Origin of the sequence: Marinobacter sp. DY40_1A1 (assembly GCF_016597815.1) — a bacterium.
Taxonomy (GTDB): Bacteria; Pseudomonadota; Gammaproteobacteria; order Pseudomonadales; family Oleiphilaceae; genus Marinobacter; species Marinobacter xiaoshiensis.
Genome location: NZ_VCHA01000006.1, coordinates 131,881 through 156,725 on the forward strand (window position 1 = coordinate 131,881; position 24,845 = coordinate 156,725).

Annotated in this window: 24 protein-coding genes; 9 read left to right on the plus strand and 15 right to left on the minus strand. The window is 55.0% G+C overall.

The features are described 5' to 3' along the window. Positions 1-3: 3 nt before the first annotated feature. From FFI61_RS15590 to FFI61_RS15600, 3 genes are all read right to left on the minus strand, one after another. A complete protein-coding gene (locus FFI61_RS15590) occupies positions 4-666 on the minus strand; it encodes a GntR family transcriptional regulator (RefSeq protein ID WP_200203344.1) in 663 nt (220 codons plus the stop codon). Between the two features lie 86 nt (positions 667-752). After that, positions 753-2,183 carry a cardiolipin synthase gene (cls, locus tag FFI61_RS15595; protein WP_200371672.1) on the minus strand — a complete coding sequence of 477 codons (1,431 nt, stop codon included), beginning with the start codon at positions 2,181-2,183 and terminating at the stop codon, positions 753-755. Further along, positions 2,183-3,232: an AraC family transcriptional regulator gene (locus tag FFI61_RS15600; RefSeq protein ID WP_200371673.1), complete on the minus strand. Its 1,050-nt coding sequence runs from the start codon at positions 3,230-3,232 to the stop codon at positions 2,183-2,185. Before FFI61_RS15600 ends, cls begins: the two co-directional genes overlap by 1 nt. A 399-nt stretch (positions 3,233-3,631) precedes the next feature. On the opposite strand from FFI61_RS15600, the gene FFI61_RS15605 reads away from it, so the two are divergent. From FFI61_RS15605 to FFI61_RS15620, 4 genes are all read left to right on the plus strand, one after another. Then, the gene (locus FFI61_RS15605; RefSeq protein WP_200371674.1) at positions 3,632-4,435 is read left to right on the plus strand and encodes an alpha/beta fold hydrolase; all 804 of its coding nucleotides are present in this window, start codon (positions 3,632-3,634) and stop codon (positions 4,433-4,435) included. 38 nt (positions 4,436-4,473) lie between these two features. Next, on the plus strand, positions 4,474-5,556 hold the full coding sequence (locus tag FFI61_RS15610; RefSeq protein ID WP_200371675.1) for an SMP-30/gluconolactonase/LRE family protein: 1,083 nt from the start codon (positions 4,474-4,476) through the stop codon (positions 5,554-5,556). Next, entirely contained in the window at positions 5,556-6,020 is a 465-nt protein-coding gene (locus FFI61_RS15615; protein WP_200203355.1) for an acyl-CoA thioesterase, read from the plus strand. Before FFI61_RS15610 ends, FFI61_RS15615 begins: the two co-directional genes overlap by 1 nt. A gap of 104 nt (positions 6,021-6,124) precedes the next feature. Continuing rightward, positions 6,125-7,108, plus strand: a complete 984-nt coding sequence (locus tag FFI61_RS15620; RefSeq protein ID WP_200371676.1) for an NADP-dependent oxidoreductase — start codon at positions 6,125-6,127, stop codon at positions 7,106-7,108. Positions 7,109-7,130: 22 nt separating this feature from the next. On the opposite strand, the gene FFI61_RS15625 is transcribed toward FFI61_RS15620, so the two are convergent. The 3 genes from FFI61_RS15625 to FFI61_RS15635 form a co-directional block, all read right to left on the minus strand. After that, entirely contained in the window at positions 7,131-9,104 is a 1,974-nt protein-coding gene (locus FFI61_RS15625) for a cation:proton antiporter (protein ID WP_200371677.1), read from the minus strand. Between the two features lie 21 nt (positions 9,105-9,125). After that, complete coding sequence (tcdA, locus tag FFI61_RS15630) at positions 9,126-9,917, minus strand: tRNA cyclic N6-threonylcarbamoyladenosine(37) synthase TcdA (protein WP_200203363.1); 792 nt, start codon at positions 9,915-9,917, stop codon at positions 9,126-9,128. A 187-nt stretch (positions 9,918-10,104) separates the two neighbouring features. Then, on the minus strand, positions 10,105-11,880 hold the full coding sequence (locus FFI61_RS15635) for an acyl-CoA dehydrogenase C-terminal domain-containing protein (protein WP_200371678.1): 1,776 nt from the start codon (positions 11,878-11,880) through the stop codon (positions 10,105-10,107). Between the two features lie 198 nt (positions 11,881-12,078). Between FFI61_RS15635 and FFI61_RS15640 the strand changes: the two genes are divergently transcribed. Next, complete coding sequence (locus FFI61_RS15640) at positions 12,079-12,822, plus strand: SDR family NAD(P)-dependent oxidoreductase (protein WP_200371679.1); 744 nt, start codon at positions 12,079-12,081, stop codon at positions 12,820-12,822. Positions 12,823-12,865: 43 nt separating this feature from the next. Here FFI61_RS15640 and FFI61_RS15645 read toward each other — a convergent pair whose 3' ends face one another. The 3 genes from FFI61_RS15645 to speA all read right to left on the minus strand — a co-directional run bounded on the left by FFI61_RS15645 (position 12,866) and on the right by speA (position 16,142). Next, positions 12,866-13,504, minus strand: coding sequence for a ChrR family anti-sigma-E factor (locus FFI61_RS15645; protein WP_200371680.1), 639 nt, complete (start codon positions 13,502-13,504; stop codon positions 12,866-12,868). Next, complete coding sequence (locus FFI61_RS15650) at positions 13,501-14,100, minus strand: sigma-70 family RNA polymerase sigma factor (RefSeq protein ID WP_200203649.1); 600 nt, start codon at positions 14,098-14,100, stop codon at positions 13,501-13,503. Before FFI61_RS15650 ends, FFI61_RS15645 begins: the two co-directional genes overlap by 4 nt. Positions 14,101-14,231: 131 nt before the next feature. Then, the gene (gene speA / locus FFI61_RS15655; protein ID WP_200371681.1) at positions 14,232-16,142 is read right to left on the minus strand and encodes a biosynthetic arginine decarboxylase; all 1,911 of its coding nucleotides are present in this window, start codon (positions 16,140-16,142) and stop codon (positions 14,232-14,234) included. 214 nt (positions 16,143-16,356) lie between these two features. On the opposite strand from speA, the gene speE reads away from it, so the two are divergent. Then, positions 16,357-17,238: a polyamine aminopropyltransferase gene (speE, locus tag FFI61_RS15660; RefSeq protein WP_200371682.1), complete on the plus strand. Its 882-nt coding sequence runs from the start codon at positions 16,357-16,359 to the stop codon at positions 17,236-17,238. A 75-nt stretch (positions 17,239-17,313) separates the two neighbouring features. On the opposite strand, the gene FFI61_RS15665 is transcribed toward speE, so the two are convergent. After that, positions 17,314-18,582: an ammonium transporter gene (locus tag FFI61_RS15665; RefSeq protein WP_200371683.1), complete on the minus strand. Its 1,269-nt coding sequence runs from the start codon at positions 18,580-18,582 to the stop codon at positions 17,314-17,316. Between the two features lie 71 nt (positions 18,583-18,653). Further along, positions 18,654-18,992 carry a P-II family nitrogen regulator gene (gene glnK / locus FFI61_RS15670; protein WP_200203395.1) on the minus strand — a complete coding sequence of 113 codons (339 nt, stop codon included), beginning with the start codon at positions 18,990-18,992 and terminating at the stop codon, positions 18,654-18,656. Positions 18,993-19,382: 390 nt separating this feature from the next. On the opposite strand from glnK, the gene FFI61_RS15675 reads away from it, so the two are divergent. The 3 genes from FFI61_RS15675 (at position 19,383) to trmB (ending at position 22,076) form a co-directional block, all read left to right on the plus strand. Beyond that, positions 19,383-19,637, plus strand: a complete 255-nt coding sequence (locus FFI61_RS15675) for an accessory factor UbiK family protein (protein ID WP_200203397.1) — start codon at positions 19,383-19,385, stop codon at positions 19,635-19,637. 88 nt (positions 19,638-19,725) lie between these two features. Beyond that, positions 19,726-21,252, plus strand: a complete 1,527-nt coding sequence (locus tag FFI61_RS15680; protein WP_200371684.1) for a YifB family Mg chelatase-like AAA ATPase — start codon at positions 19,726-19,728, stop codon at positions 21,250-21,252. 71 nt (positions 21,253-21,323) lie between these two features. Further along, entirely contained in the window at positions 21,324-22,076 is a 753-nt protein-coding gene (trmB, locus tag FFI61_RS15685) for a tRNA (guanosine(46)-N7)-methyltransferase TrmB (RefSeq protein ID WP_200371685.1), read from the plus strand. Positions 22,077-22,093: 17 nt separating this feature from the next. On the opposite strand, the gene FFI61_RS15690 is transcribed toward trmB, so the two are convergent. From FFI61_RS15690 to FFI61_RS15705, 4 genes are read right to left on the minus strand one after another with little or no spacing between them, the layout of a single operon-like run. Next, positions 22,094-22,627, minus strand: a complete 534-nt coding sequence (locus FFI61_RS15690; RefSeq protein ID WP_200371686.1) for a hypothetical protein — start codon at positions 22,625-22,627, stop codon at positions 22,094-22,096. Further along, on the minus strand, positions 22,627-23,775 hold the full coding sequence (hemW, locus tag FFI61_RS15695; protein WP_200371687.1) for a radical SAM family heme chaperone HemW: 1,149 nt from the start codon (positions 23,773-23,775) through the stop codon (positions 22,627-22,629). Before hemW ends, FFI61_RS15690 begins: the two co-directional genes overlap by 1 nt. 5 nt (positions 23,776-23,780) lie before the next feature. Continuing rightward, positions 23,781-24,380 (minus strand): RdgB/HAM1 family non-canonical purine NTP pyrophosphatase, encoded by a 600-nt coding sequence (gene rdgB / locus FFI61_RS15700; RefSeq protein WP_200371688.1) that lies wholly within the window; start codon positions 24,378-24,380, stop codon positions 23,781-23,783. A gap of 7 nt (positions 24,381-24,387) precedes the next feature. Then, positions 24,388-24,813, minus strand: a complete 426-nt coding sequence (locus FFI61_RS15705; RefSeq protein ID WP_265092152.1) for a DUF4426 domain-containing protein — start codon at positions 24,811-24,813, stop codon at positions 24,388-24,390. Positions 24,814-24,845: the final 32 nt, after the last annotated feature.

The window sequence follows — 24,845 nt, forward strand, 5'->3', positions numbered from 1 at the left end:
CAATTAAGTGCCAGAAACTGCCTCACATACTTGCTGGCACTGCTGAACTGCATAACGGTGGAGCACGGAGACGAGTCTGTGTTCATCTCTGTCCCGGAGCGCACCGATAGATTCCCGCATGTGCTCAAGGTTGTCTTCCAGAACCCGTTTGCCGCCCCTCTTGAAAGCGACGAAGGCGCAACGCCTGGCGGAGGGCCATAAGTCCTCAATTGCCGATACGATAAAGTAGTTGTCCGCGTAGGCTAGAGACGCTTTGGTGTACTCAATGCCCAGATCCAGAAATGCCATCAGGTCATTGTTGTGATAGTGGTCTTCCATTTTCTGGTTGAGCTGCTCCAACCGCTCCAGGTCTTCGGTTTGCCACTGGCGAGCAAGCTTGCACCCGGTATGGCACAGATACAGCTCCAGTGTTTCGTATAGGCTGCGCACAAAAAAATCATCCAGCTCTGTTACAAAGGCGCCTTTGCGGGGCACGTTTTTCACCAGATGGCGCTTTTCGAGAAGTAAAAGACCCTCCCGGATCGAACCGTGGCTGACCTCCATTTTCTTGGCCATGGCGGCTTCGTATATGCGCTCACCGGAATCAAGTTGGCCGAAAACGATCAGGTTCTCGATGTGGCGGGCGACCTGTTCGGTCAGTGTCACTTTAGGTTGGAAGGCCTTCATGGATGATGGTCGCTGGGCTTGGTTGAAAGAATGAAGGGAATAGTCGCATATTCACCCATTGCGGAGCCAGCGCACCGGAGGCCTGGTCAGAGCAGAGGTGCCAATAGACGCACTGCGCGGCAGGTCAGCCGGAACGCAATGGAGCGCCCCTGGTAATCCTCCTGCGTCATTTTGCGACAATAGGAAAGATCCTCCGTGAGCATGGCATCCACATCGGAAACAAACGTTTGTGAGGTGTTGATAGCCATTATCTCGAAGTTCAGGCGCATGGAGCGGTTGTCCAGGTTTGCTGTGCCCACAGCGGCATAGTGATTATCCACGAGAACAACTTTCTGATGCATGAAGCCGGGCTGGTAACGATAAATGCCAATGCCTGCCTGGCTGGCTTGAATCAAGTAGGAATAGGCCGCCAGACCAACCAGCCGGCTGTCTGATTTTTCCGGAATCATGATTCGCACGTCTACCCCTCGCAGGGCTGCGAGCTGCAGTGCGTTCACAACCTGAACGTCTGGAACAAAGTAGGGTGACGCAATCCAGATGCGGGATTGGGCATTATTGATGCAGCTCAGGAAAAACAGCGTGCAGGTTTCCCACGTGTCTGCCGGGCCTGTGGGGAGCACCAGAACCTGTTCATTACCAGGCAGCCTATCCTTCGGAGTCCAGTCCAATTGGGGAAACTCATTACTTGCCCAGTTCCAGTCTTCCAGCCAGGCAAGCTGTAACCCGGTTACGGCCGGGCCTTCTATCCGGCAATGAGTGTCTCGCCAGAACCCTTGGCCCAGTACAGTGCCCATATACTCATCGCCGAGGTTGATGCCTCCGATAAAACCGATTCTGCCATCGCAAACCAGCAGCTTTCTGTGGTTGCGAAAGTTGATCTGAAACCGCAGGCGCCGAATGTTACCGTCACCAAACGACGCCACTTTGGCGCCGGCTTTTGCCAGTTCATTCAGGTAACGTCGGGATAGCCCGAAACTGCCCACGTCATCGTAGAGAAACCATACCTGCACACCCTCGGAAAGCTTTTTCTCCAGCGCCGTTTTGATGCGCTGGCCAATTTTGTCTGAGCGTACAATGTAAAACTCAAGAAGAACATAAGACGTGGCGTTCTCAATAGCCGTAATCAGCGCCTCAAATGTTGCTTCGCCATCCCTCAGCAGCGTGCATTTGTTGCCCTCGGTGAACGGCTGACGTCCGAGCTTGCAAAGAACCTGCATCTGCTTGTCAAGATCTTGCTGCTCCGGCATGGAAAGGGATGTGGTGTGCTGTTCGAAGCGTGTGAGCAGGGCCGTGAGGGACTTGTCTCCCATGCGTCGCGCTTTGACGTACCCGCCGAAGCGCGAACGTCCGAAAACAAAGAAAAGCGGCACCGCAATATAGGGTAAACCAAGCAGGCCAATGATCCAGGCGATGGCGCCCTGGGTCGTGCGGTAGGTCAGCAGAATCCTATAAATACAGGCTGCTGAGCCCAGATAAAGCAGACTGACAGCGATGGCAACTAATGATGTATCAGGCATTATTCATCCGATTTCACAGTAAGGTGCTGCTCGCGGTACTGGGCCGGAGCCATGCCCGTCCAGCGTTTGAATGCGCGGCTGAACGCACTCAGCTCGGAGAACCCGAGAAGAAATGCGATTTCACCCAAAGCGTATTGGTCTGACGCAACGTAGCGCAGAGCCTTGTCCTTACGCACATGCTCTACTAGCTCATGAAAGCTGTAACCTTCCTTTTTCAGCCTCCGGTACAGGGTCTGGCGACTCATGTGAAACTGCCGGGCCAGAGTATCTGCATCAATCTTGTCGGTCGCCATCTGGCGAGATATCAATTTGCGTATCTTGCGACTGAAAGAACGTCGGGTTTGCAGGCGTGCCATCAGGCCGTTGACCTGTTTGAGAACGGCTGAATACACATAAGGGTTGCGATGGGGTATTGGGTGACTCATGTGGCGACTGTTGATGGCCAGTCGGGTTACGGCAGCCCCGAATACCACTGGACCACCCAGGAGGGTTTCATATTTATCGGCATAATCCGGGCGTGGGTGGGCAATTTCTGCCCACTCTACTGTCAGCCCGGGATAGATAAAATGCCGGCCTCGCGATAAGGCAGCCGCAACCGTACGATCCATGTCCTGGCGACAATAGTGTTCGGGCGAGTCAGCTTGCCAGGTCAGGATGGCGAGATCGTCAGTCTGCTCGAAACTCAAAATCACTGATTCGTTAATAAGCCTGTGTAAACGCACATATTGGGTGACTGCTTCGCCCAAGGTATCGCAATTGAAGAATACATGTCCCACCAACCCCATGCGCTCCGGGTCAATAATCTGGCCAGCTTTCAGGCCTACCGCCGGGTCGCCCGTGACCCTCTCGGCATGATCCCAAAGGCGGTAGTGCGCCTGCGCAGGTACGCGCCTGTCTGGTTCTCTGAGTGCTGACAGGTCCATACCAAGAATTTGCTCAACCCGTTGCCTGTTCAGCACACCCTGGCGATTCAGGTAGTGAGCCAGCGCCAGCGTACTGGATGCAGCAACAAAGGGTGTTGTTGTCGTGTTAATAGGCGTTTGGGTCACATTTACTGGCTCATTAACGGGTTTTCATGGATTTGTTACAAAATGTCAAGCGATTGGGACAGTCTGTCAACGCGCTTCATCTCTTGTAACGATAGCATTTAAGGCACAGGTTGAAGTAATGGATAACTCATCAAGGAGATGTTTTATGAAACCAGTCATTTTTGTACCGAGCACAGAGTTTGAGCGCAAAAACGTAGCAGCGCTGGCAGAATATCTTGGCGAGATTTACTACTGCTAATTGCTCAGTAAGTTAGCTTATGACTTTTACAGCCGGGCTCTGCCCGGTTTTTTTCTGCCCGAAGAAAGCCCTACCGACAATCCTTCCCCTTGCTAGCCTGACTGGCAGTGTTAATGTAACGGAATCTGAACCTTGTGATACCTGACGGAGACAGCCTGCCCATGAGTGCAATACTGAACCATCGAATTACCGGAGAAGGTGCCCCAATTATTCTGCTGCACGGCCTGTTCGGAGCTCAGGAAAACCTGGGTGCGATTGCCCGGAAATTCCATACGGACTGGCAGGTTCACGGCCTGGATTTGCGCAACCATGGCAGTTCCTTTCATGCAGATACAATGGACTACCCTTCCATGGCTGAGGATGTACTAGCCTACATGGACGAGAAAGGGCTTGATAAAGCCTGCCTCCTTGGGCACTCAATGGGTGGCAAGGTTGCCATGCAGGTCGCTTTGCAAGCGCCGGAGCGGGTGGAAAAGCTGATTGTTGCCGACATTGCGCCGGTAACCTATAAAGCACGGCACGATGCGATTCTTGAAGGCATGATGCGGGTTGATCTTGCCAGTGTGCGCTCCCGCCGTGATGCCGATAAACAACTGGCTGAGTTTGTAGAGATACCTGGTGTCAGGCAGTTTTTGCTGATGAATCTGGAGCGTATTCCGAATGAAGAGCAGCCAAAAGATGGCTCCGTATATCGGTGGCGCCTGAACCTGGAGGCGATTGAGGCTTGTTATGCCAATCTGGCCGCCGCACCCGAGGGCGATACGCCCTATAAGGGGCCAGTGCTGTTTTTGAAGGGCGCTGATTCGGCTTATATTCAGGAAAAGCATCGAGAGGAAATTAACCGACTGTTCCCCAGGGCTCAACTGACCGAGATTGAAGGCACCGGGCACTGGCTGCATGCGGAAAAGACGGACACCTTTGTGGCCTTGTGTCAGCAGTTTTTGAGTGGTGAAGAAGCCGTATAAGCTTCTTAAAAACAACAACAAGCAAACAGGTTGAACGTATGAAATGGTTGATGGGTGGGTTAGTAGTTCTGTTTATTTTACTGGGTGGCCTTTTTATGGCGCCATCACCTATTGATGCCAAAGCCTGGCAACCGCCTGTCCCGGAGGCCATGACCGGCTTGCTTACCCCGAACGAGCATCTGCGGCAGGCAGATTTACTGGCAAAAGGCCAGGTGTATGGCCCGGAAGACACCGCCGTTAACTCCGAAGGTGTGGTTTTTGCGGGCACCCAGGATGGTTACATTGTGCGCGTTCTCCCCGATGGGCAGGTTGAAAACTGGCTGTCTACCGGAGGCCGTCCCTTGGGCATGGTGTTTGACCAGAATGGCAACCTGATTGTTGCGGATGCATGGAAAGGCCTGTTGTCCGTTACGCCTGACGGTGACGTCACCGTATTGAGCACTGAAGCCGAAGGTGTACCCTTCCGGTTTACAGATGATCTGGATATCGCGCCTGATGGTCGCATTTATTTCTCAGATGCCAGTTCCCGCTTCTACCAGCATGATTACCTGCTCGATCTTTTTGAAATGCGGCCCCACGGCCGGCTTTTGCGGTATTCACCGGAAACCGGTGAAACTGAGGTACTGTTGAGAGACCTGCATTTTGCCAACGGCGTTGCGGTGGCACTGAGGGGTGATTACCTGCTGGTGAATGAAACCTGGAAATACCGTATCCACAAATACTGGATAAATGGCCCAAAAGCCGGCCAGACAGAGATTTTTGCAGAAAACCTGCCAGGTTTTCCCGACAATCTGGCAGTGGATGAACAAGGCAGGTTCTGGGTAGCCTTTCCCACACTTCGGAATGCCAATATTGATACCTTGCACCCCAAACCCTGGCTCAAAGAACTGGTTGCCAAACTGCCGCAGAGCTTTCAGCCCGCGCCTCAGGAATACGGCCTGGTGGTAGCGTTTAATGGCGAGGGCGAGGTGATCGCCAGTCTGCACGACACCGAGGGCAAACATTTGCAGGAAATTACTTCGGTTAACCCCCACGGCGATTACCTGTATTTTGGCTCATTGCACAATGATCGCATCGGGCGTTTGTCGTTACAGGATGTTCCGGGCCTTGGAGAGCAGTAATGACTGAAAATAAGCCAATACAATGGGATCTTCCTGACCCTTTTACCCTTGATATTCTGGTGGTTGAGGCCGATACCGACGAGTTGGGGCATGCAAACAACGTGGTCTATGTGCGCTGGCTCGAAGACGTCAGCTGGGCGCACATCAAGAGTCTCGGTATGACCTGGGAGCTGCACGAGGCCACTGGCAAAGCCATGGCGATTACCCGCACAGAGATCGATTATCTTGCGTCTGCCAACCCCGGTGACCGGCTGATTTTGGGCACCTGGCTTACGGGCTTTGACGGCCGTTTTCGTTCTGCGCGGCAGTTCCAGTTGGTGCGGCCAGCCGACGGGAAAACTCTGGTGCGGGCAATGTCGACTCACGCTTGTGTGGACCTGAAAACCCAGCGCCCCTCCCGGGCACCAAAAGAATTTGCCGACATTTTGCAAGCGGCCAGCGTAGCAGGCGGGAAAGGCTTGTAGATTGGTTGTCAGTCACTATTGCCGTCAACTTCTGGTAGTCTGAGAAGAGAATAAGCCCCCTCAACCAAATCAGTCACTATCATCACCTTTTTGCGGAGATACCCATGGATACCCCTATTGACCATAATTCTGAATCGTCCATGAAGAAGGTGGTCTACCACCAGTTTGGTGAGCGTGATGTTTTGGAAGTTGTCAGCTCAGATATTCCATCACCGCAACAAGGTGAGGTGCTGATTCGCGTTCACGGCGCCGGGTTGAATCCTATTGACTGGAAAACCCGCAAGGGTTTCGGATTTGTAGCCCAGCAGATAGAGAGTTCTTTACCATGGACCCCAGGCTACGATGTGGCTGGCGAAGTTGTTGCGATCGGAGATGGCGTAACCACGCTGGCTCCCGGCGACCGGGTTATGGGGCTGGTGGGTTTTCCATTGAATGGTGGGGGCTATTCCGAATACGCGCTGGCGGCGGCAGATGAGTTGGCCGTTGTGCCCGAGGAGCTTGATCTCGTAACCGCAGGCGCCTTGCCACTGGCGGCACTCACGGCCTGGCAGGCGCTGTTTGAAGTAGCTGAGCTTGAGCAGGGCCAGAAGATACTTGTGCACGCCGGTGCTGGCGGTGTAGGGCACTTGGCGGTGCAGTTTGCACTGGCACACGGCGCGCATGTTATTGCCACGGCCTCTGCAGGCAATCGCGACTTCCTTGCAGAGTTGGGTGTGCACGAAGTGATCGACTACAACACCACAGATTTTGCTGACGAATGCTTTGGGCTGGATGTTGTGTTGGATCTGGTTGGCGGTGAGACGGGCAAACGCTCTCTGCGCACCCTTGGGGAGAGTGGCGTCCTGGTTACTATTCCTACGGTCACAGCCGATGAGGTTATAAGTGCTGCCGAAGCCCAGGGGCTGAAGGCCTACGGCATGACCGTGCGCCCGGATGTGTTTCACCTTGATGAAATTGCCGAGCTGATTGAAGACGGTGATGTAAAGGTGCACATTGAGAAGGCTTTTAAGCTGGATCAGGCGGCACAGGCCCACGAACTACTTGAGGGTGGGCATGTGCGGGGCAAGCTGGTTCTGGATTGCAGCTAACCCTGAAGTACTTTTGCTGAATTCAGCTTCTGGGGGACGAGCTTTCTGTTGAGGAATCGCCCTCTGAAGCTGAGGGCTCCTTCCCGGGGGCCGAGGGCTCTTTGCCCATGGCCGAAGGCTCTTTGCCCATGGCCGAAGGCTCCTTACCCATAGCTGAAGGCTCTGCTCCTTCCCCATTGCTTTCCCTGCTTTTCCGCTCTTTGCGATCCTGTGGTGGCACCAGGCTTATCAGGATCCAGTCATCATCTGGTTTCAGGTCATCCATGCTGCGCACTGGTTTGATGCGGCTCTTGCTGTCAAATACAAACAGTACCAAGGCCTGTCCCTGGTACTTCACCAGAAAGTCGTTGTATCCAAACTCTTCGCTGAGCTGGGTGGTTTTTACCGTGTACCCCTGGCTCGCCAGGCTCGCAAGTTTGGCGTAGCTCACGTCGTCGAACAGGCCGCGAGTCATCTGAATCTTCCCTGCGGTCTGGTGCCGTGCCTTCTGATCCTGGTCGCCTTCCGAAAGGCTGAATACGCTGGTGTCACCGAACCAGTCCAGGAAGTGGTATGTGGCCAGCGAGTTCATGTGCTTGTACGGAGAGATAACCAGCAGGTTGCCGATTCCAGTGAGATCAAGGTGAGTTGAGGCATGCTCGGAAATCGGGTTACCGAAATACACCTTCAGGTTGTCCATCCGCGCCTGGCGCACGTTTTCCCAGTTGGTGTCCGCCAAAGCTACCGGAACATCATGTTTTTTGAGAGCCTGCCCAATCATACGGGCCACCGGGTTAGCGCCTAAAATCAGGAAGCCATACTCAGCCGGCTCAGTGACTTTCAGCAACCGGGCGATAGGCCGTGCAGTCAGGCTTTGCAGCGTAACTGTGGCAATAATCAGTACGAACACCATGGGTACAAGGGCGGCTGCGCTTTCGTAGCCCAGGTTTTGAAGCTGGAAGGCGAACAGGGCAGAAACAGCAGCCGCAACAATGCCTCTTGGTGCAATCCAGCTTAAGAACAGCTTTTCCCGCAAGTTCAGATCAGTGCCTATGGCCGAAAGAAACACGCTGAGTGGCCGTGCGACCAGCATCAGAACAGCGAGAACCACGGCCAATCCCCAGCCCAGATCCGCAATGGCAGCAAACTCCACCCGGGCGGCGAGGATGATAAACAAAGCCGAAATCAGCAGTACGCTCAGGGACTCCTTGAACTCCAGAATGCTGTCTACAGAAACCTGCTTCATATTGGCCATCCAGATGCCCATGACCGTAACGGTGAGCAGGCCGGACTCGTGGGCCATTTCATTGGAGAAAGCATAAACACCCAGCATAAAGGTGAGTGTTGCGGCGTTATGCAAGTAGTGCGGCATCAGGTGCTTGCGCAATACCAGTCCGTTCAGATAACCCGCCAGAGCGCCAGTGGTGAAGCCGATGACCAGGGTTTTACCGAAGATGTACAGGGAATGGCCGAACACGTTGCCCTGACCCCATGACACTATGCCCTCGAATACCAGAACCGCTAACAGGGCACCTACAGGGTCGATAATGATGCCTTCCCAGCGCAGGATATTGGCCAGCTTGGCGCTCGGGCGCACAGAGCGAAGCAGGGGCGCGATAACGGTTGGCCCTGTGACAACAGAAATTGCACCAAAAAGCATGGCGACAGCCCAGGAAATCTCCAATACCCAGCGTGCAGCCAGAGTGGCAATAATCCCGGTAACAACAGAGCCAACGAATATGAGATTGCGGGTCATTTTGCTGTGCCCGCGAATCTCATCAAAGCGCAGGGTCAGGCTGCCTTCGAACAGAATGATGGCAACCGCCAATGAGACCATGGGAAATAGCAGGTCACCGAATACTTCGTCGGGCTTCAGAAAACCCAGTACCGGGCCCACAAGAATGCCGCCGGCAAGCAGAAAAAGAATGGCAGGCACGCGCACACGCCAGGCAAGCCATTGAAACGACAGTGAAAGAATACCAATGATGGCAAGAATCAGGACTGTGCTGGCTGGCATAAAGATCTGGAACCCGTGTGATTATTGGTTAGCGCGTTTTGCAATGCGATTTAACAGCCGGGAAGCTGCAAACAGGCCAAAGCTGGCCGTAACAGGGCAGGCAGCGCCAAAGCCGGTGGCGCAGTCTAGCCGTGTGGGCCCCGAAGTTGCAGGCTTTTGCAGGCAAATTTCGCCATCTCCGGCAGGATATGTGAGTTGTTCAGTTGAGTATACGGCCTCGATCCCAAATCGCCGCTTTGGATTACGAGAAAAACCGTATTCCCGGCGCAGAAGATTACGAACCTTCGCCAGTAACGGATCCTGTGTGGTTTTGCTGAGATCTGCCACCAGAATTTTAGTGGGGTCTGTTTGGCCGCCCGCGCCTCCGGCGCAGACGATGGGGATCTTGCCCCGCTGACAGTGGGCAATCAGGGCCGCCTTGGGTTTCACGCTGTCTATGGCGTCTACCACGGCTGTCATGTCCGGGGTGATCAGCTCGGTCAGGTTTTTCAGAGTGAGAAAGCCAAAGTGAACACGGATATCGGCATGGGGATTGATGGCTTTCAGCCGATCCGCCATGGCATCGGTTTTTGTGCGCCCGTACTGGCCTTCCAGAGCATGGAGCTGGCGGTTGGTGTTGGACACACAGATATCATCCATGTCGACCAGTGTGATGGTGCCAATGCCACTGCGTGCTAATGCCTCCGCCGCCCAGGAACCAACTCCGCCCAAGCCAATTACTGCAACGTGGGCATCGCGGAAGGCGTGCAGGGCGCGGCGCCCATACAGGCGTTCGATGCCGCCAAAGCGGAGAGCGTAGTCGTCGGTGTTCATGAGTTCTCCGTTTGGGTCCGGGCACTAGCCGGATGAAATCAAGGGCGCGATTATACCCTAGTGCCTGAGCAGACATAAAATACCAGCAAAAAAGCCACGCAAGGCGTGGCTTTCGGGGTGTTAATCCGGGATTGGAGACTATGAAGGCAAGACGCCGCAACCGGATATCAAGCTCCAGGGCCTGTGCTCAGGCAGCCCAATGATCATCCCCCAGATCCATCAAGGTGTCTTTTCCACTTTCTATGTCGCTGAGCAACCAGTGAATTTCCGGCAGCAGCTTTTCAAAATAGAAGCGGGCAGACACCAGTTTGGCCTCCAGCAACGGCTTGTTGCCTTCTCCTGACGCAAGCTGCTGACTCGCCACATTGGCCATGCGCGACCACATATAGCCGACAACCGTCAGCGCCATCAAACGCAGGTAGGGTGTGGCGGCTGCGCCGGCCTGCTCAGGATCTCTCGGGGCGTTGGTTGCCAGCCACATGGTGGCTTTTTCCAGTGCGCCCATGGCGCCTTTGAGATCTTCGCGATGAGGCGCTTCCGGGTTGTCCTTCAGGTGAGTCGCCAACACGCCAAACAGGGTGCGTACCAGCTGCCCGCCTTTCAGGCTCAGTTTCCGGCCTACCAGATCCATGGCCTGAATGCCGTTTGTGCCTTCGTAGATGCGGGCGATGCGGCCATCCCGAACCAGTTGTTCCAGCGGCCAGTCGGTAGTGAAGCCAGAGCCACCAAGCACCTGCAGGCCAGTGTTGGCATTATTGGCGCCTTCGTCGGTTAGGAAGGCCTTAACCACAGGTGTCAGCAGTTGTACCAGGTCATCCGCCGATTCCCGTATTGATTCATCCGGGTGGGCCACTGACAGATCCAGTTGATGGCCGGTAAACAGTGCAAGGGCTCGCATGCCTTCGTTCAGAACCTTCTGGCGCATGAGCATGCGGCGCACATCGGGGTGCACGATAATCGGGTCGGCCGGGCCATCCGGGTTTTTCGGGCCGCTCAGGGAGCGGCTTTGCAGGCGTTCCTTGGCAAACGCGAGGCTTTCCTGATAGGCCATTTCCGCAAGCCCAAGACCCTGCATGCCAACCATCAGGCGAGCCTCGTTCATCATGGTGAACATGGAGCGCATGCCTTTGTTGGGCTCACCCACCAGCCAGCCCTTGGCACCCTCAAAGTTCATCACGCAGGTGGCGGAACCCTTGATGCCCATCTTGTGCTCCAGACCGCCACAGAACGCAGGGTTGCGCTCGCCGGTATCAGGCAGGAATTTGGGAACGATAAACAGGGAAATGCCCTTGGTGGTGTCTGGTGCGCCGGGCAGCTTGGCCAGAACCAGGTGCACAATGTTGTCGGTCAGGTCGTGCTCACCGCCGGTAATCCAGATTTTGGTGCCTTCAATGGCGTAGCTGCCGTCATCATTTGGCGTGGCGCGGGTGCGAATCATGCCCAGATCGGTGCCACACTGAGGCTCGGTCAGGCACATGGTGCCTGTCCATTCTCCGGAAATCAGTTTTTCCAGATAGGTCTGCTTCAGCTCATCGGAACCGTGAGCGTGCAGTGCGCTGATGGCTCCGTGGGTCAGGCCGGGGTACATGCCCAGAGATAAGTTGGTGGAGCACACCATTTCATCCACAACAAATTTCAGAGTGTGGGGCAGGCCTTGGCCACCAAATTCTACCGGCGCATCCAAAGCTGTCCAGCCGCCTTCCACAAACTTTTTATAGGCTTCCTTGAATCCTTGTGGTGTTTTCACATCGTGGGTTTCCGGGTTGTAGTGGCAGCCTTCGCGATCACCGGTCTGGTTGGTTGGCTGAATCACTTCGGCAGCCAGTTTGCCGGCCTCGTCAATAACGGCAGAAATCAGATCCGGTGTGGCGTCGGCGTATTTGTCCAGCTCGTGTAGCCGGTCGACACCCAGTACATCAAACAACAGAAAGCGAAGATCATTTGCTGGAGCCTGGTATTGCATGAACACTCTCCTTGGTGAGTCTTGTTGGCCCTTGTGGGCTTTTTCGACCGTATGAGCAGGCTGCGGCAGTTGAGCCGGAGCCTGCGGTTGATGTCATTACCAATTCATACGGCTGTTTTAATTCCGTGGTTCACCGATTTATTGGGTCTGAGGCAGCAATTTTTCGTATATCGTTCATAAGTAGGTGGAGGGGCGAATATGAAACTAATAGTGGTGGCCGGCGTGTCCGGCGCGATTGGTTATGCACTGGCAGAAGCGTGTTTGGCCCGTGACGAGGAGTCCCGGGTGATTGGTCTTTGTCGTGAGCCGCTGAAGGTGCCGGAGCCACTGCGCAGCCACAGCCGCGTGAACCTGTTGGCGTGGGACGCAGAAGAGGAACAGTCACCTCAGAAGGTTGCACTGGCGCTGGAAAAGGTTATTCCGGCGTCCCGGGGCATAGATACGTTCTTGTACGCCGCAGGCTTGCTGCACAATGATGACATTTTCCCCGAAAAGCGCCTGGAAGACCTGAAAGCGATGAGTATGGCTCGGGCTTTTGCCGTGAATGCAACGGGCTTTGCCACTTTGGCTCAGGCGTTGTTGCCGTGGCTAAGGCACCGTGAATTCAAACGTGTTGTGGCTATTTCTGCCAAGGTGGGTTCCATTGAGGATAACCGTTTGGGCGGCTGGTATGCCTATCGAAGCTCCAAAGCGGCTCTGAATATGTTGGTGCGTACGCTTTCAGTGGAGCTGCCTCGCCGCTGCAAGCCCATCGCCTGTTTGGCCCTGCACCCGGGAACAACCGATTCAGGCCTGAGTAATCCCTTCACACAATCTTTGGCGCACCTGCAGGTGCACAGCCCGGCTGAAACCGCCGGGAATTTGTTGTCGGTTATTGAAGGAATAACACCGATGGAAAATGGTTGCTTTTTGAGCTGGGATGGCTCGGTTTTGCCCTGGTAGAGGCCAGCCAAAGTCGCACTCAGCAAATGGGTGTGAGAAAAAATCAGCGTATAAACGGATTCAGCAAACGAGTGAAGGTGCCAGTCAGTTTGACCGGAGCACTCAGCACCGAGAGCGTAATGCAGTCCTCTGAACCAAGTGCGACAGGCTTGTGCTCATCCTGTTCGGTCAGAACCACAAAATCCCATTGGCTGAATACACCTTTATGGTCGGAGAACATTCCCTGCAGCACGATGGTTGTTTCAGTACCACGGTGTGTGTGAGCGGGGGCCTTACCCCCGGCTACCAGCTTCTGCAGGACAACCTGTTCATTCTGGCCCGGAAACTTCCCGGTAATATCCAGAACGCTGACATCCCCCAGTTGCCGTTTCCAGGGCAGATTGTTTATGTCTTCACCCAGCAATTTTTGTAGCAGGCTCGTCTTGGGCTGCATTTTTACTTGCGGCCTGGGTTCTGTTGAGCTGTCTATTCTCGCGAGGATGTCATCGAACATCGTTCCGGAAACGCTGACTTTCGGCTGCTTTTCCATCACCACAGCACCCAGGCTGTCGAGGGTGTCTACCTGGCAGCGGCACTGTGCGCATTTGTCGAGATGGAGGCGGATGCACAGAGCATGGGGTTCGCTCAGGTTGCCTGCACTGTATTCCATCAGGCTCAGGCTATCGGGGTGATGCCGTGTCATACGTTCTGATCCTGCAAAATCACTTTCAGTTTGCTCAGAGCAAGGCGCACCCGGCTCTTTACTGTGCCCAAGGGAATGTTCAGTTCGTCTGCCACCATCTGGTGGGACTTCTGCTCCATATATACCTTGGCAATGACTGTAATCTGGTCTTCTGGCAACTGGCTTAGCGACTCTCTGACGCGACGCTCGGACATGAGACGGTGCAGTGAGGTGACTGGCTGATTGTCGTCTTCTCCGGGAATCTGCCATAGATCCTCGGTTTCCACTGCCATCTCCACACTGGAGCGACGCATCTTGCGTAACATATCGATGCGCTGGTTACGTGCGATGGTGAAAATCCAGGTAGAAGCTGCGGCTTTTTGCCAGTCATACAGGCAGGCCCGGCGCCAGATAGAAACGAACACTTCCTGAACCAGTTCGTCTGCGTGGCTGGCCATGCCATTAGCCATGGCGTAATACTTCAGCTGTGGCGCGAAGTGCTCAAATAAAGAGTGGTAGGCTTGGCGATCCTGGCTTTTCCCCACTTTCACCAACAGCTGGCTCCAGGGGTCCTTTCGGCCCTCGGCACGTGCTGGCTGTTGATCCAGTGTGGTCACCGGACGCTCCTTGACAGTTGCATGGTCTATGTTTGTTACGTTACTCATTCTATGCACTCGCCCCGGGATTGTCAGTTACGATATTTACGGGGCGGGTTTCAGAGCGGATCAGTTGTGTTTAAAAGAAACGCTTATTCTTCGAGATAAGTGTAACCCTCAAGCCCGGCAGCCAACTCTTCCAGCAGTACGGCTTGGGTACTTTCAGGCAAGTCACTTGCGGCAAACTTGTTGTGGTAAGCTTGCAGCAGGTTGTTGGGCTCGAAGTTAACATACCTGAGCACGTGGGCCACAGTGTCGCCGATAATGGGCGTGTTGATATCATAGCCCCCGGAATCGTTCAAACGTACGTCTACAGAGTGTGTGTCACCAAACAGGTTGTGCATATCCCCCAGAATTTCCTGATAGGCACCGGTCATAAAGAAGCCCATCAGCAAAGCCTCGCCAGGCTTCTCTTCGGGCAGGGGAAGGGTGGTTTCCGTGCCCTGGCCATCCACATAGCGGTCGATGCGGCCATCCGAATCACAGGTGATATCCTGAATCACCGCCCTGCGGGTGAGCGGGCGATTCAGGCCGTTTATGGGCATTACCGGAAATATCTGGTCGATGCCCCATACATCCGGCAGCGACTGGAAAAGCGAGAAGTTAACAAACAACTTCGCAGCCAGTTTTTCGTTCAGCTCGTCAATGATTTCGCGGTGGGCCCGGCTGTTTTTATCCAGTTGGCTGTGAAGTAGCCGGCAACAGCGGATGTACAGTATTTCTGAATCGGCACGCTCCTGCAGAGTGAGTGTGCCGTGGGCAAACTGGCCGTGAACATCTGCCATGGCGTGCAGAACGTCGTGATAGATTTCTGCCAGCGAGCGTGGAGATTCCGGGTCTTCCAGGCTTTTAAGGTCTCGCCAGAGATCTTGCAGAGGTGCCGGTGCATCCTCAGCTGGCTCTTGGGAAGAGTGATCTTCCGGCTCCTCATGGTCAATTACATTGGTCACCAGCACGGAATGGTGCGCGGTCAGTGCCCGGCCGGATTCGCTGATCAGATCCGGGTGCGGAAGGTCGTAACGATCGCATTCAGTTTGCAGCACACGCACCACGTTGTAGGCATACTCATACATGGTGTAATTCATGGAACAGGCGCTTCGGGAGCGAGTACCTTCGTAGTCAACGCCAAGCCCACCGCCTATATCCACGGTGTTCACCGGGGCACCCATGTGTCTCAGTTCGCTGTAAAAGCGCGCACATTCCCGCAACCCGGTCTGAATATCGCGAATATTGGCTATCTGGGAGCCCAGGTGGAAGTGCAGCAGTTGCAGGGTATCCAGGGCATCGGCTTCGCGCAGAGTGTTGACGACATCAAGAACCTGGCTGGCGGACAAACCGAACTTGGATTTTTCGCCGCCCGTGTTCTGCCAGTTACCCTTGCCAATGGTGGCCAGGCGAACCCGAACACCGATGAGCGGAGAAACCTCCAGCTTCTTGGCTTCGTCCAGAATCAGCGGCAACTCTGATTGTTTCTCCACCACAATAAACACCCGGTGGCCAAGCTTCTGGCCGATTAGAGCCAGGCGGATGTACTCTCTGTCTTTGTAGCCGTTGCACACGATAACCGAGCCAGTCTGCCTGGCCAGTGCCAGCACGGCCATGAGTTCTGGTTTGCTGCCGGCCTCCAGGCCGATTTGGCCGTTGCTGGCAGCCGGTTCTGCGGCAATCAGCTCTTCAACCACTCGCCGCTGCTGGTTTACCTTGATGGGGTAAACCGCTGTGTATTGCCCTTGGTAGTCATGCTCAGCGGTTACTTTATTGAATGAATTGCACAGCTTGTTCACCCGGTCGTGCAGAATATCTGTAAAGCGGATCAGCACAGGCAGTTGGAGCCCGGAGTCCACCAGCGAACGAGTTAACTCCGGCAGGTTGATCTCCGCATCGTTCTTGCCTCGGTTTGGCCGAATAACAACCTCACCCTCGGGATTAACGCCAATATAGCCATCGCTCCATTGGGTGATGTTATAAACCTTGTGGGCCGGTGAGGCGCTGGTGTTGCTCATGGATACTATCCTTATGAAAACCGGGGGCCGGGCAGGCCGGCTTAATGATTGGTATTGTAGGGTTTAGCCATTGCAGCTGAAAGGGCCTGTTTCCTTGGATGGGGTTGTAACGGCAGCAAACCTCAATAATTGCCAACAAACACTATGGCTGGCCGGCACAGGCCCCTACAATACACGTTTTGACCATTGCGCCAAGGTTTTGCAGGAGAGCACCATGACAACGCTGAATAAAGATTGGTTCACCGAAGAATTCCAGGATCAGGGAACCGCATTTTCCCTCCAGGTGAAAAAGAAACTGCACGAGGAGCAGACACCGTTTCAGAAACTGGAAATATACGAAACGGAAACCTTCGGCAATCTTATGGTGCTGGATGGCTGCGTAATGCTGACCACCCGGGACAACTTCCTTTATCACGAGATGATGACCCACCCGGTGCTCTTCACCCATAAAAACCCGAAAAAGGTTGTGATTGTGGGAGGCGGAGACTGCGGTACCTTGAAAGAAGTGCTGAAACACCCTGATGTGGAAGAGGCCTGGCAGGTTGAGATCGACGAGCGCGTTACCAGCATGTCCGAGAAGTACTTCCCTGAGCTGTGTGAATCCAATGATGACCCACGTGCCAACTTCTTCTTTGGCGACGGTGTTCAGTGGATGCGGGAGGTGGATCCCGGCAGCATCGATATCATCATTATCGACAGCACCGACCCGGTTGGCCCCGCAGAAGGACTGTTTGCTCTGGATTTCTATCGCGACGCCATGCTGGCGCTGGGCGAAGGCGGTATTATCGTACAGCAAAGCGAATCACCGTTGCTGCACACCGATACCATCATCAAAGACATGCACAATGACATGCGCAAAGCCGGCTTCGACCACGTGCAAACACTGCCGTTCCCTCAGCCCGTTTACCCCACCGGCTGGTGGAGCTGCACCATGGCCAGTAAAGACAATCCGTTGAGGTATTTCCGCGAAGACGACGCCAACAAGCGGCCCTTCGTAACCCGCTACTACAATCGTGGCATTCACTACGGCGCGCTCGCCATGCCCCAGTTCATGATCGACGCCCTTGAAGACGAAACGCGTCCCGGAGAGGGTTAAGGCGGGGCTATGCTCAGAGCAAAAAAAGGGGGGAGCCAAATGGCTCCCCCCTTTTTTACATGAATAAAGCCTGTATCACTTCCCGGTAACAAACTCCGGGTAGGCTTCCATGCCGCACTCAGCTAAATCAACGCCCTCGTACTCTTCCTGTTCGCTGACCCTTACTCCCATCACCGCTTTGATTATGCCCCACACCAGCAGGCTGGCCAGGAACACCCACCCGAAGATGGTTGCCGCGCCGATCAACTGCCCGCTGAAGCTTGCATCTCCGTTGGTAATGGGCACGAGTATCAGGCCGAGAAACCCGCATACGCCGTGAGCCGAGATGGCGCCCACTGGGTCGTCGATACGCAGTTTGTCGAGAAAGATAACGCTGAACACCACTGCTACACCGCCCAGAGCACCCCAGAGAGTCGCAATCAGTGCACTTGGGGTAGAGGGCTCGGCGGTGATAACCACCAAGCCGGCGATGGCGCCGTTGAGGAGCATGGTTAAATCCGCTTTACCAAACAGCAGGCGACCGGTTGTCAGGGCGGCTATAGCGCCACCGGCAGCAGCAGCGTTGGTGTTGAGGAAAACCATGGCAACCGAGTTGGCACTGGCGATATCACCCAGTTTAAGAACAGAACCGCCGTTGAAGCCGAACCAGCCCATCCACAAGATAAAGGTGCCTAGCGCAGCCAGGGGTAGGTTAGAGCCCGGGATTGCCCGGATTTCGCCTTTGGGGCCGTATTTGCCTTTTCGGGCGCCCAGCAGCAGCACGCCAGCTAGAGCGGCGGCTGCACCGGCCAGGTGGACAATACCGGAACCGGCAAAGTCACTGAAGCCAAGGTCACCCAGGTTGTAAAGCCCGAAAACATCCTTGCCTCCCCAGGTCCAGGAGCCTTCCAGAGGGTAGATTACTCCGGTCATCACTACCGCAAAGGCGAGGAATGCCCAGAGTTTCATTCGCTCTGCTACGGCACCGGATACGATCGACATGGCGGTAGCGACAAACACCACCTGGAAAAAGAAATCTGCAGCGCTGGAGTAAATCGCACCGCCTTCGAAGCCATCTTCCCGGCTTGCAAAGTCACCCAGAACTGCCACCGCATCGGTTTGCTCAATGCCGCTTAGCAGAAGGGTGCCGTCGTACATAATGGCATAGCCGCACACCAGGTACATGGTGCAGGCAATGGCATAAAGCGCGACGTTTTTGGTGAGTATTTCGGTGGTGTTTTTAGCTCTTACCAGCCCGGATTCGAGCATGGCAAAACCGGCGGCCATCCACATAACTAATGCGCCGCACATCAGGAAATAAAAGGTATCTATTGCATACTGCAGGTGAAAAATATTGCTTTCCATAGGAAGCCCTCCGCACAAGGCACTTCAGATTGGTTTTTTTGCGTTGGTTTGTTCAGGTAACCAGAGCTGGATCAGACCGCTTCTTCGCCAGTCTCGCCTGTCCGGATTCGAATCGCCTGTAGCAGTTCGGTTACGAAGATCTTGCCGTCGCCAATTTTGCCGGTGTTGGCAGCCTTGGTAATGGATTCGATAACCTGGTCCAGAAGATTGTCGCCAATGGCTACTTCAACTTTTACCTTTGGCAGAAAATCCACCACATATTCCGCGCCACGATAAAGTTCTGTGTGGCCTTTCTGCCGCCCGAAGCCTTTAACTTCGGTGACGGTTACGCCTTGTACGCCAATCTCGGATAGTGCCTCTCGGACATCATCCAACTTGAAAGGCTTGATGATCGCTGTCACAAGTTTCATTGCTTTCTCCTTGGTAAAACCGTCCCAACATGAGAGGCCAGTGGCCATTCGTTGAGTTCGGAGTGCTGCCGCTCTGCACGTCAACTGTGCGGATTGCGTACAAGAGCTATAGCACCGGGTGTGCCAACGCAAAAAAATACTTTTAAATCATGGGTTTGATGATCTTTTGTTGCATGTTGCTGTTAGTCTGATAGCCAGTTTGTGCACCAGATCAGGGCGCTCTGCCATCCCTTGAGCCACATTGGAGCAAACCAAGGGGCAGGCAGCGCTATTATAGTGCCCAACGTGCCTAGTATGGCAGGGGTGGCGGTGTGATACACTCCTGCTAACAGGTCGCGGCTCTTGTCTTTTGGCCGAAATCGGACATTATTTTAATCAGTGAGGTGATGAGTGAAAGGCCCACAGGATATTTTTGCGCAGTTACAGGGGCAGTTTGGGCAATTTGTGCCGGATATGGCACGCGCCGCCCGGGACGATTTTGAAACTCAGGCCCGCGCAGCGGTTACATCGGTTCTGTCCCGCCTGGAACTTGTAACCCGTGATGAGTTTGATGCCCAACAAGCAGTGCTTATGAAAACCCGTGAAATGGTAGAAGCCCTCGAAAAACGAGTGGCGGAGCTGGAGAAGTCTCCGAAAGCTCAGTAAACCGAATTCATCCTGGCAGGACGCCGGGCTCAGGTGGGGCTAACCGTTGTGGTCCCGCACTGATACTCAGAAACCATGGAAGGTTGTTATGCTTGCTGTCGTTCATTCCCGCGCCATTATTGGCGTGTCTGCGCCGGAGGTCACGGTAGAGGTTCATCTCTCCGGGGGGCTTCCCGCGCTTTCTATTGTTGGCCTGCCAGAAACCGGCGTGCGTGAAAGCCGCGAACGCGTAAGAAGTGCCCTGCTGAACGCAGGCTTCGAATTTCCAGCCAGAAGAATAACCATCAATCTTGCCCCCGCAGACTTGCCAAAAGAGGGCGGCCGATTTGATCTGCCCATCGCTCTTGGTATTCTCGCCGCCTCCGGGCAGATCCCTGCTGAAAGCCTCACCGCCTTGGAATTCCTTGGAGAGCTCTCACTCAATGGCGCGCTCCGCCCGCTAAAAGGTGTGTTGCCCGCCGTTTTGGCGGCGCGAAAAGCAGGGCGGGGTTTGCTGGTGCCCAATAGCAACGCTGACGAAGCGGCGCTTGCAAGCCAGGGCGATGTGCTGGCAGCGGGGCATATACTGGCAGTATGCGAACACCTGAGTGGGCGCGCCCGTTTGGTGCCTGTGCCCCGCACAAAGCCGGAACACTTGGCATGCGCAAGTATGCCCGATCTTGCGGATGTGCGAGGCCAAAGTGTCCCTCGTCGAGCGCTGGAAGTGGCTGCCGCTGGTGCCCACAATTTACTCTTCTTTGGCCCCCCGGGAACCGGGAAAAGTATGTTGGCCAGCCGGTTGCCCGGAATCTTGCCGGATTTGAGCGATGATCACGCCATGGAAGTGGCCAGCGTGCACTCGGTCGCCGGGTTGCGGGTAGGAGAGAGTGGTTGGCGCCAACCACCGTTCAGATCTCCCCACCATACGGCGTCTGCTGTGGCTTTGGTGGGCGGAGGTAGCAGCCCCCGGCCGGGAGAAATATCTCTGGCACACCGGGGGGTGTTGTTTCTCGACGAGCTGCCGGAGTTTGAGCGCCGGGTTCTGGAAGTGCTGCGTGAACCTATGGAAACCGGTGAGATCTCCATCAGCCGTGCCGCGCGGCAGGTCACGTTTCCTGCACGGTTTCAGGTTATCGGCGCTATGAATCCATGCCCATGCGGCTACAGTGGGCATCCAACCATTGAATGCCAATGCACGCCCCAGCAGGTGATGCGTTATCGCTCGAAAATATCCGGTCCGCTGCTGGATAGGTTCGATTTGCATGTGGAGGTGCCTGTGCAAAGTGGCGACGTATTGATGCAATCCGGCGGGGATGGCGAGTCCAGTGCCCTGGTGAGAGAGCGGGTAGCGTTTGCCAGAGATCGCCAGACTCAACGTGGCTGTGTTAATGCGACTTTGTCAGGGCGCGAGCTGCAGAAGGTCTGCCGCCTTGAGCACACCAGTGAAAAGCTGCTTTCCGGGGCAATGGAGAAACTGGGGCTGTCAGCCAGGGCGCTGCACCGGATACTGCGGGTTGCGCGCACGCTGGCGGATCTTGAGGGAGCTGACTCGGTTACTCAGCCACATCTGATGGAGGCGTTGGGCTACCGACAGTTTGACCGTCAAACCGGAAAGAGTTCTGTGGTATCCGCCTGATTCTTTTTACTCTGGTAAACTGTGTGCAAACTCCGTTTACAACACCCGCAGCCTGGGGTTAAGGATTGCAGATGACTGACCAGAAAGAACCACACGACCTTGGCGACGAAAACGAAGCGAAACAAGCGGCAAGCGAATCGCCTATTACGACTCGCCGTGGCGTCCGCAGCTTTGTTTTGCGCCAGGGGCGTATGACCGAAGGCCAGAAAAAGGCCTACGAACGCAGTTGGCCAAAGTTTGGCCTGGCCCGTGAAAACGGCATGATTGATCCACGCCAGGTCTTCGGCCGTGATGCCATGCTCAACCTTGAAATTGGTTTCGGCATGGGGCGTTCGCTGGCAGAAATGGCCGAAGCGGCCCCGGAGCAGGATTTCATTGGTGTGGAGGTTCATTTACCGGGCGTCGGCGCATTGCTCAAAGAGATCGAAGAGCGGGGCCTGGAGAACATCCGCGTTTACAACATAGATGCTAACGATGTGATCGATTTGTGCCTGCCGGACGCCTGCCTGGATCAGGTCATGGTGTTCTTCCCGGACCCCTGGCACAAAAAGAAGCATCACAAGCGCCGGTTGGTTCAGCCTGAATTTGTCCAACGCATACGCCATAAGTTGCGTGTTGGCGGCATTCTGCATCTGGCCACTGACTGGGAAAACTATGCAGAGCATATGATGGAAGTGATGGGTGATTCTGAGGGGTTTGCCAATACCCAGGAGCAGGGTCAATACTCACCGCGGCCGGATTATCGCCCGGTTACCAAGTTTGAAAAGCGTGGTGAAAACCTGGGTCATGGTGTTTGGGACTTGTTGTTTCACCGCACCAACTAGGTTTCACGCCTGAGCAGCTACCCCGGCGCTAATGGATGGCGCCGGGCTGCACGGATAATCACAAGCCCTGCAAGGCCTAGTGTAAGGGCCGTGAATTTGGCCAGGGAACTGATGGTGGCCGCAAGGCTAATGGCATCCGTGGGCGCCTCCAGGTTATTCAGCAGCAAGACATTCTCTGTCGCATCCGCCACGCCGGCAACAATAAACAGTGCCCTGACCCAGCGTGCGGCGGTTTGTTCACGAACGCCTGGCCGGTCGAGAGTGCAGTGTCGGGTTAGCAGAATCAGGGTCAGGCAGTAGATCGGGATGAAAAAGAAATCGAGCCAAAGAGACAGTTTGGCCCACTGCAGACCCTCCTCTCCCCAGCTTTGTACAATCGCCAGCGCTTGTTCAGCACCACCCGCTAACTGAAAGCTCACAATGCCCTGATGTGCAGACCCGGTTTTCAGAGGCTGATTAATCAGTATTAGCACAGCGAGTAACACCACTGTTGCTATCAGGCAGCCTTTCAGACGTTTGGGGAACGCCAACAATCGTTTTGCCGTGTCCATTACAGAAAACGCTCCAGCAGGCTGTTCAGATACCTTTGCCCCAAGCCGGTGGCTTGAAGCCGGTCACCAATCAGCAATTTATCATCACGCAACGACTGAAGTTGTACCTCAATGGATGACAAGGGTAAACCCGTTCGCTCATAGAAAAGGCGTTCATCCACCCCTTCGCGCAGGCGCAGAGCGTTCATCAGGAACTCCAGAGGGAGTTCTGCCACTCCTATCGTGTCGCTTCCGGCGGTACGACTGCCGATCCGGTTGAGGTAGGCCTCTGGCTGACGTGTTTTCCAGTAACGCTTTATGGTGCCGTCGGGAAGGCTGATTTTGCCGTGCCCTCCTGCACCTAGCGCCAGATAATCCCCGAAGGTCCAGTAGTTGAGGTTGTGCCTTGAGGCCTTGCCATGCTGGCACCAGGCAGACACCTCGTAGTCGCTGAAGCCGTGCTGGTACAGAAACTCACTACCGCGCTGGGCAATTTCCCAGAGTAATTCGTCGTCTGGCAAGTCTGGTGGTCGGCTGTAGAACTCTGTATTCGGCTCCAGCGTGAGCTGATACCAGGATAAATGAGGCGGTTCATGGCTCATTGCGGCCCTGAGATCTTCCAACGCCTCGTTTGGAGTTTGGCCGGGTAGGCCGTGCATCAAGTCCAGATTGAAGTTGTCGAAGCCGGCCTTTTGGGCAGACTCGATCGCTCTATGTGCTGCCGTGCTGTCATGAATTCGGCCAAGGGCTTTCAGGTGCACCGGGTTGAAGCTTTGCACACCGATAGATAAACGGTTGATGCCGGCGTCGCGGAAGGCCTCGAACCGGCCTTCTTCCAGAGTGCCCGGGTTAGCTTCGAGGGTGATTTCTGCCTCGGCTGCAAAGGCCAGTCGCTCCCGCAGTCCTTTGAAAAGTTTTTGGTAAAATGCGCCACTCATCAGTGAGGGTGTACCACCCCCGATAAATACGGTTTCTACAGTTCGGCCCGACGCCAGTGGGAGATCCTGGTCAATGTCTTCAAACAGGGCATTAAGGTAGGCGGATTCAGGCATGTCGTTCTGAACAGCGTGGGAATTGAAATCGCAGTAGGGACATTTGCGCACGCACCAGGGTACGTGAATGTACAGGCTAAGGGGTGGCGAGACCGGCTCGGGTGTGAAAGTGACCAAGGAACTCAGGCCTCAGCCTTGAGCTGTTCCATCAGCAATGCCAAGGCCCGGCCCCGGTGACTGATCCGGTTTTTCTCATCCCGGCTCAGTTCAGAGGCGCTGCAGTTCTTTTCCGGGCAAAGAAAGATCGGGTCGTAGCCAAAGCCACCGTCGCCTCTGGGTGCCCTGAGAATCGTGCCTGGCCAACGTCCATGGCACACAATGGGAGTGGGGTCGTCTGCGTGGCGCAGATACACGAGAACACAGTGGAATTGTGCGCCGCGTTGGCCATCTGGCACATCCGTCATGGCTTCCAGGAGAGCGTTAAGATTATCCAGGTCAGAAGCCCCGGCCCCGGCGTATCGTGCTGAACGAACCCCCGGCGCGCCGCTCAGCGCATCCACCGCCAAACCACTATCGTCAGCCAATGCAGGTAAGCCGGTTGCCCGGGCGGCGTGACGTGCTTTGAGGATGGCATTTTCCACAAACGTAACCGCTGGTTCTTCGGCTTCGCTCACACCCAGCTCGCCTTGAGGCACTGGAATGAGATTCAGTGGCGCAAGAAGTTGGGTGAATTCGAGGATTTTGCCTTTGTTGTTACTGGCAATAACAAGTTGCTCGGGCATAGTTCGCTCAGTCGCCGAAAAGAGTGTGGGCAAATCGTACCGGCAAGTCCTGTTTATGCCCGGTAGGGCGAGCGGTAACGTTGAATGTCATCAGCTCGCCGGATGAGTACTGGTACTGGGCAATAAAGTACACGGAGTCGCCTTCCTGTATTCTGCGAAAGGCCAGAAACTTTACTTGCTGAATGTCGTTTGAAACCTTGCCTTCCACCTGACCGGGTACGGGTTTAATAGCCCCGTTTGCGTCTTCCTGCATAATGGAAATGTTAACGACGCCAATACTTCTGCTGCGCTGAAGGTTGTTGGCCTTTGCGACTTCAGGTGTAAGAAAGGTGCTTGGAAACACGCTCCAGTGAACCTGATAGTCTCCGAAATCTTCCGATCCGGCCAAAGCAGGAAGGCTCACAAGGGCGGCCAGGAATGCGGCTGCTGCCATGGCAATAATGTTGTGCAGGGCTTTGGTTTTCA

Coding starts and splice junctions, on each gene's coding strand:
- FFI61_RS15590 (WP_200203344.1), bottom strand. CDS start 666: ATGAAGGCCTTCCAACCTAAAGTGACACTGACCGAACAGGTCGCCCGC.
- cls (WP_200371672.1), bottom strand. CDS start 2,183: ATGCCTGATACATCATTAGTTGCCATCGCTGTCAGTCTGCTTTATCTG.
- FFI61_RS15605 (WP_200371674.1), top strand. CDS start 3,632: ATGAGTGCAATACTGAACCATCGAATTACCGGAGAAGGTGCCCCAATT.
- FFI61_RS15610 (WP_200371675.1), top strand. CDS start 4,474: ATGAAATGGTTGATGGGTGGGTTAGTAGTTCTGTTTATTTTACTGGGT.
- FFI61_RS15615 (WP_200203355.1), top strand. CDS start 5,556: ATGACTGAAAATAAGCCAATACAATGGGATCTTCCTGACCCTTTTACC.
- FFI61_RS15620 (WP_200371676.1), top strand. CDS start 6,125: ATGGATACCCCTATTGACCATAATTCTGAATCGTCCATGAAGAAGGTG.
- FFI61_RS15625 (WP_200371677.1), bottom strand. CDS start 9,104: ATGCCAGCCAGCACAGTCCTGATTCTTGCCATCATTGGTATTCTTTCA.
- tcdA (WP_200203363.1), bottom strand. CDS start 9,917: ATGAACACCGACGACTACGCTCTCCGCTTTGGCGGCATCGAACGCCTG.
- FFI61_RS15635 (WP_200371678.1), bottom strand. CDS start 11,880: ATGCAATACCAGGCTCCAGCAAATGATCTTCGCTTTCTGTTGTTTGAT.
- FFI61_RS15640 (WP_200371679.1), top strand. CDS start 12,079: ATGAAACTAATAGTGGTGGCCGGCGTGTCCGGCGCGATTGGTTATGCA.
- FFI61_RS15645 (WP_200371680.1), bottom strand. CDS start 13,504: ATGACACGGCATCACCCCGATAGCCTGAGCCTGATGGAATACAGTGCA.
- speA (WP_200371681.1), bottom strand. CDS start 16,142: ATGAGCAACACCAGCGCCTCACCGGCCCACAAGGTTTATAACATCACC.
- speE (WP_200371682.1), top strand. CDS start 16,357: ATGACAACGCTGAATAAAGATTGGTTCACCGAAGAATTCCAGGATCAG.
- FFI61_RS15665 (WP_200371683.1), bottom strand. CDS start 18,582: ATGGAAAGCAATATTTTTCACCTGCAGTATGCAATAGATACCTTTTAT.
- glnK (WP_200203395.1), bottom strand. CDS start 18,992: ATGAAACTTGTGACAGCGATCATCAAGCCTTTCAAGTTGGATGATGTC.
- FFI61_RS15680 (WP_200371684.1), top strand. CDS start 19,726: ATGCTTGCTGTCGTTCATTCCCGCGCCATTATTGGCGTGTCTGCGCCG.
- trmB (WP_200371685.1), top strand. CDS start 21,324: ATGACTGACCAGAAAGAACCACACGACCTTGGCGACGAAAACGAAGCG.
- FFI61_RS15690 (WP_200371686.1), bottom strand. CDS start 22,627: ATGGACACGGCAAAACGATTGTTGGCGTTCCCCAAACGTCTGAAAGGC.
- rdgB (WP_200371688.1), bottom strand. CDS start 24,380: ATGCCCGAGCAACTTGTTATTGCCAGTAACAACAAAGGCAAAATCCTC.
- FFI61_RS15705 (WP_265092152.1), bottom strand. CDS start 24,813: ATGGCAGCAGCCGCATTCCTGGCCGCCCTTGTGAGCCTTCCTGCTTTG.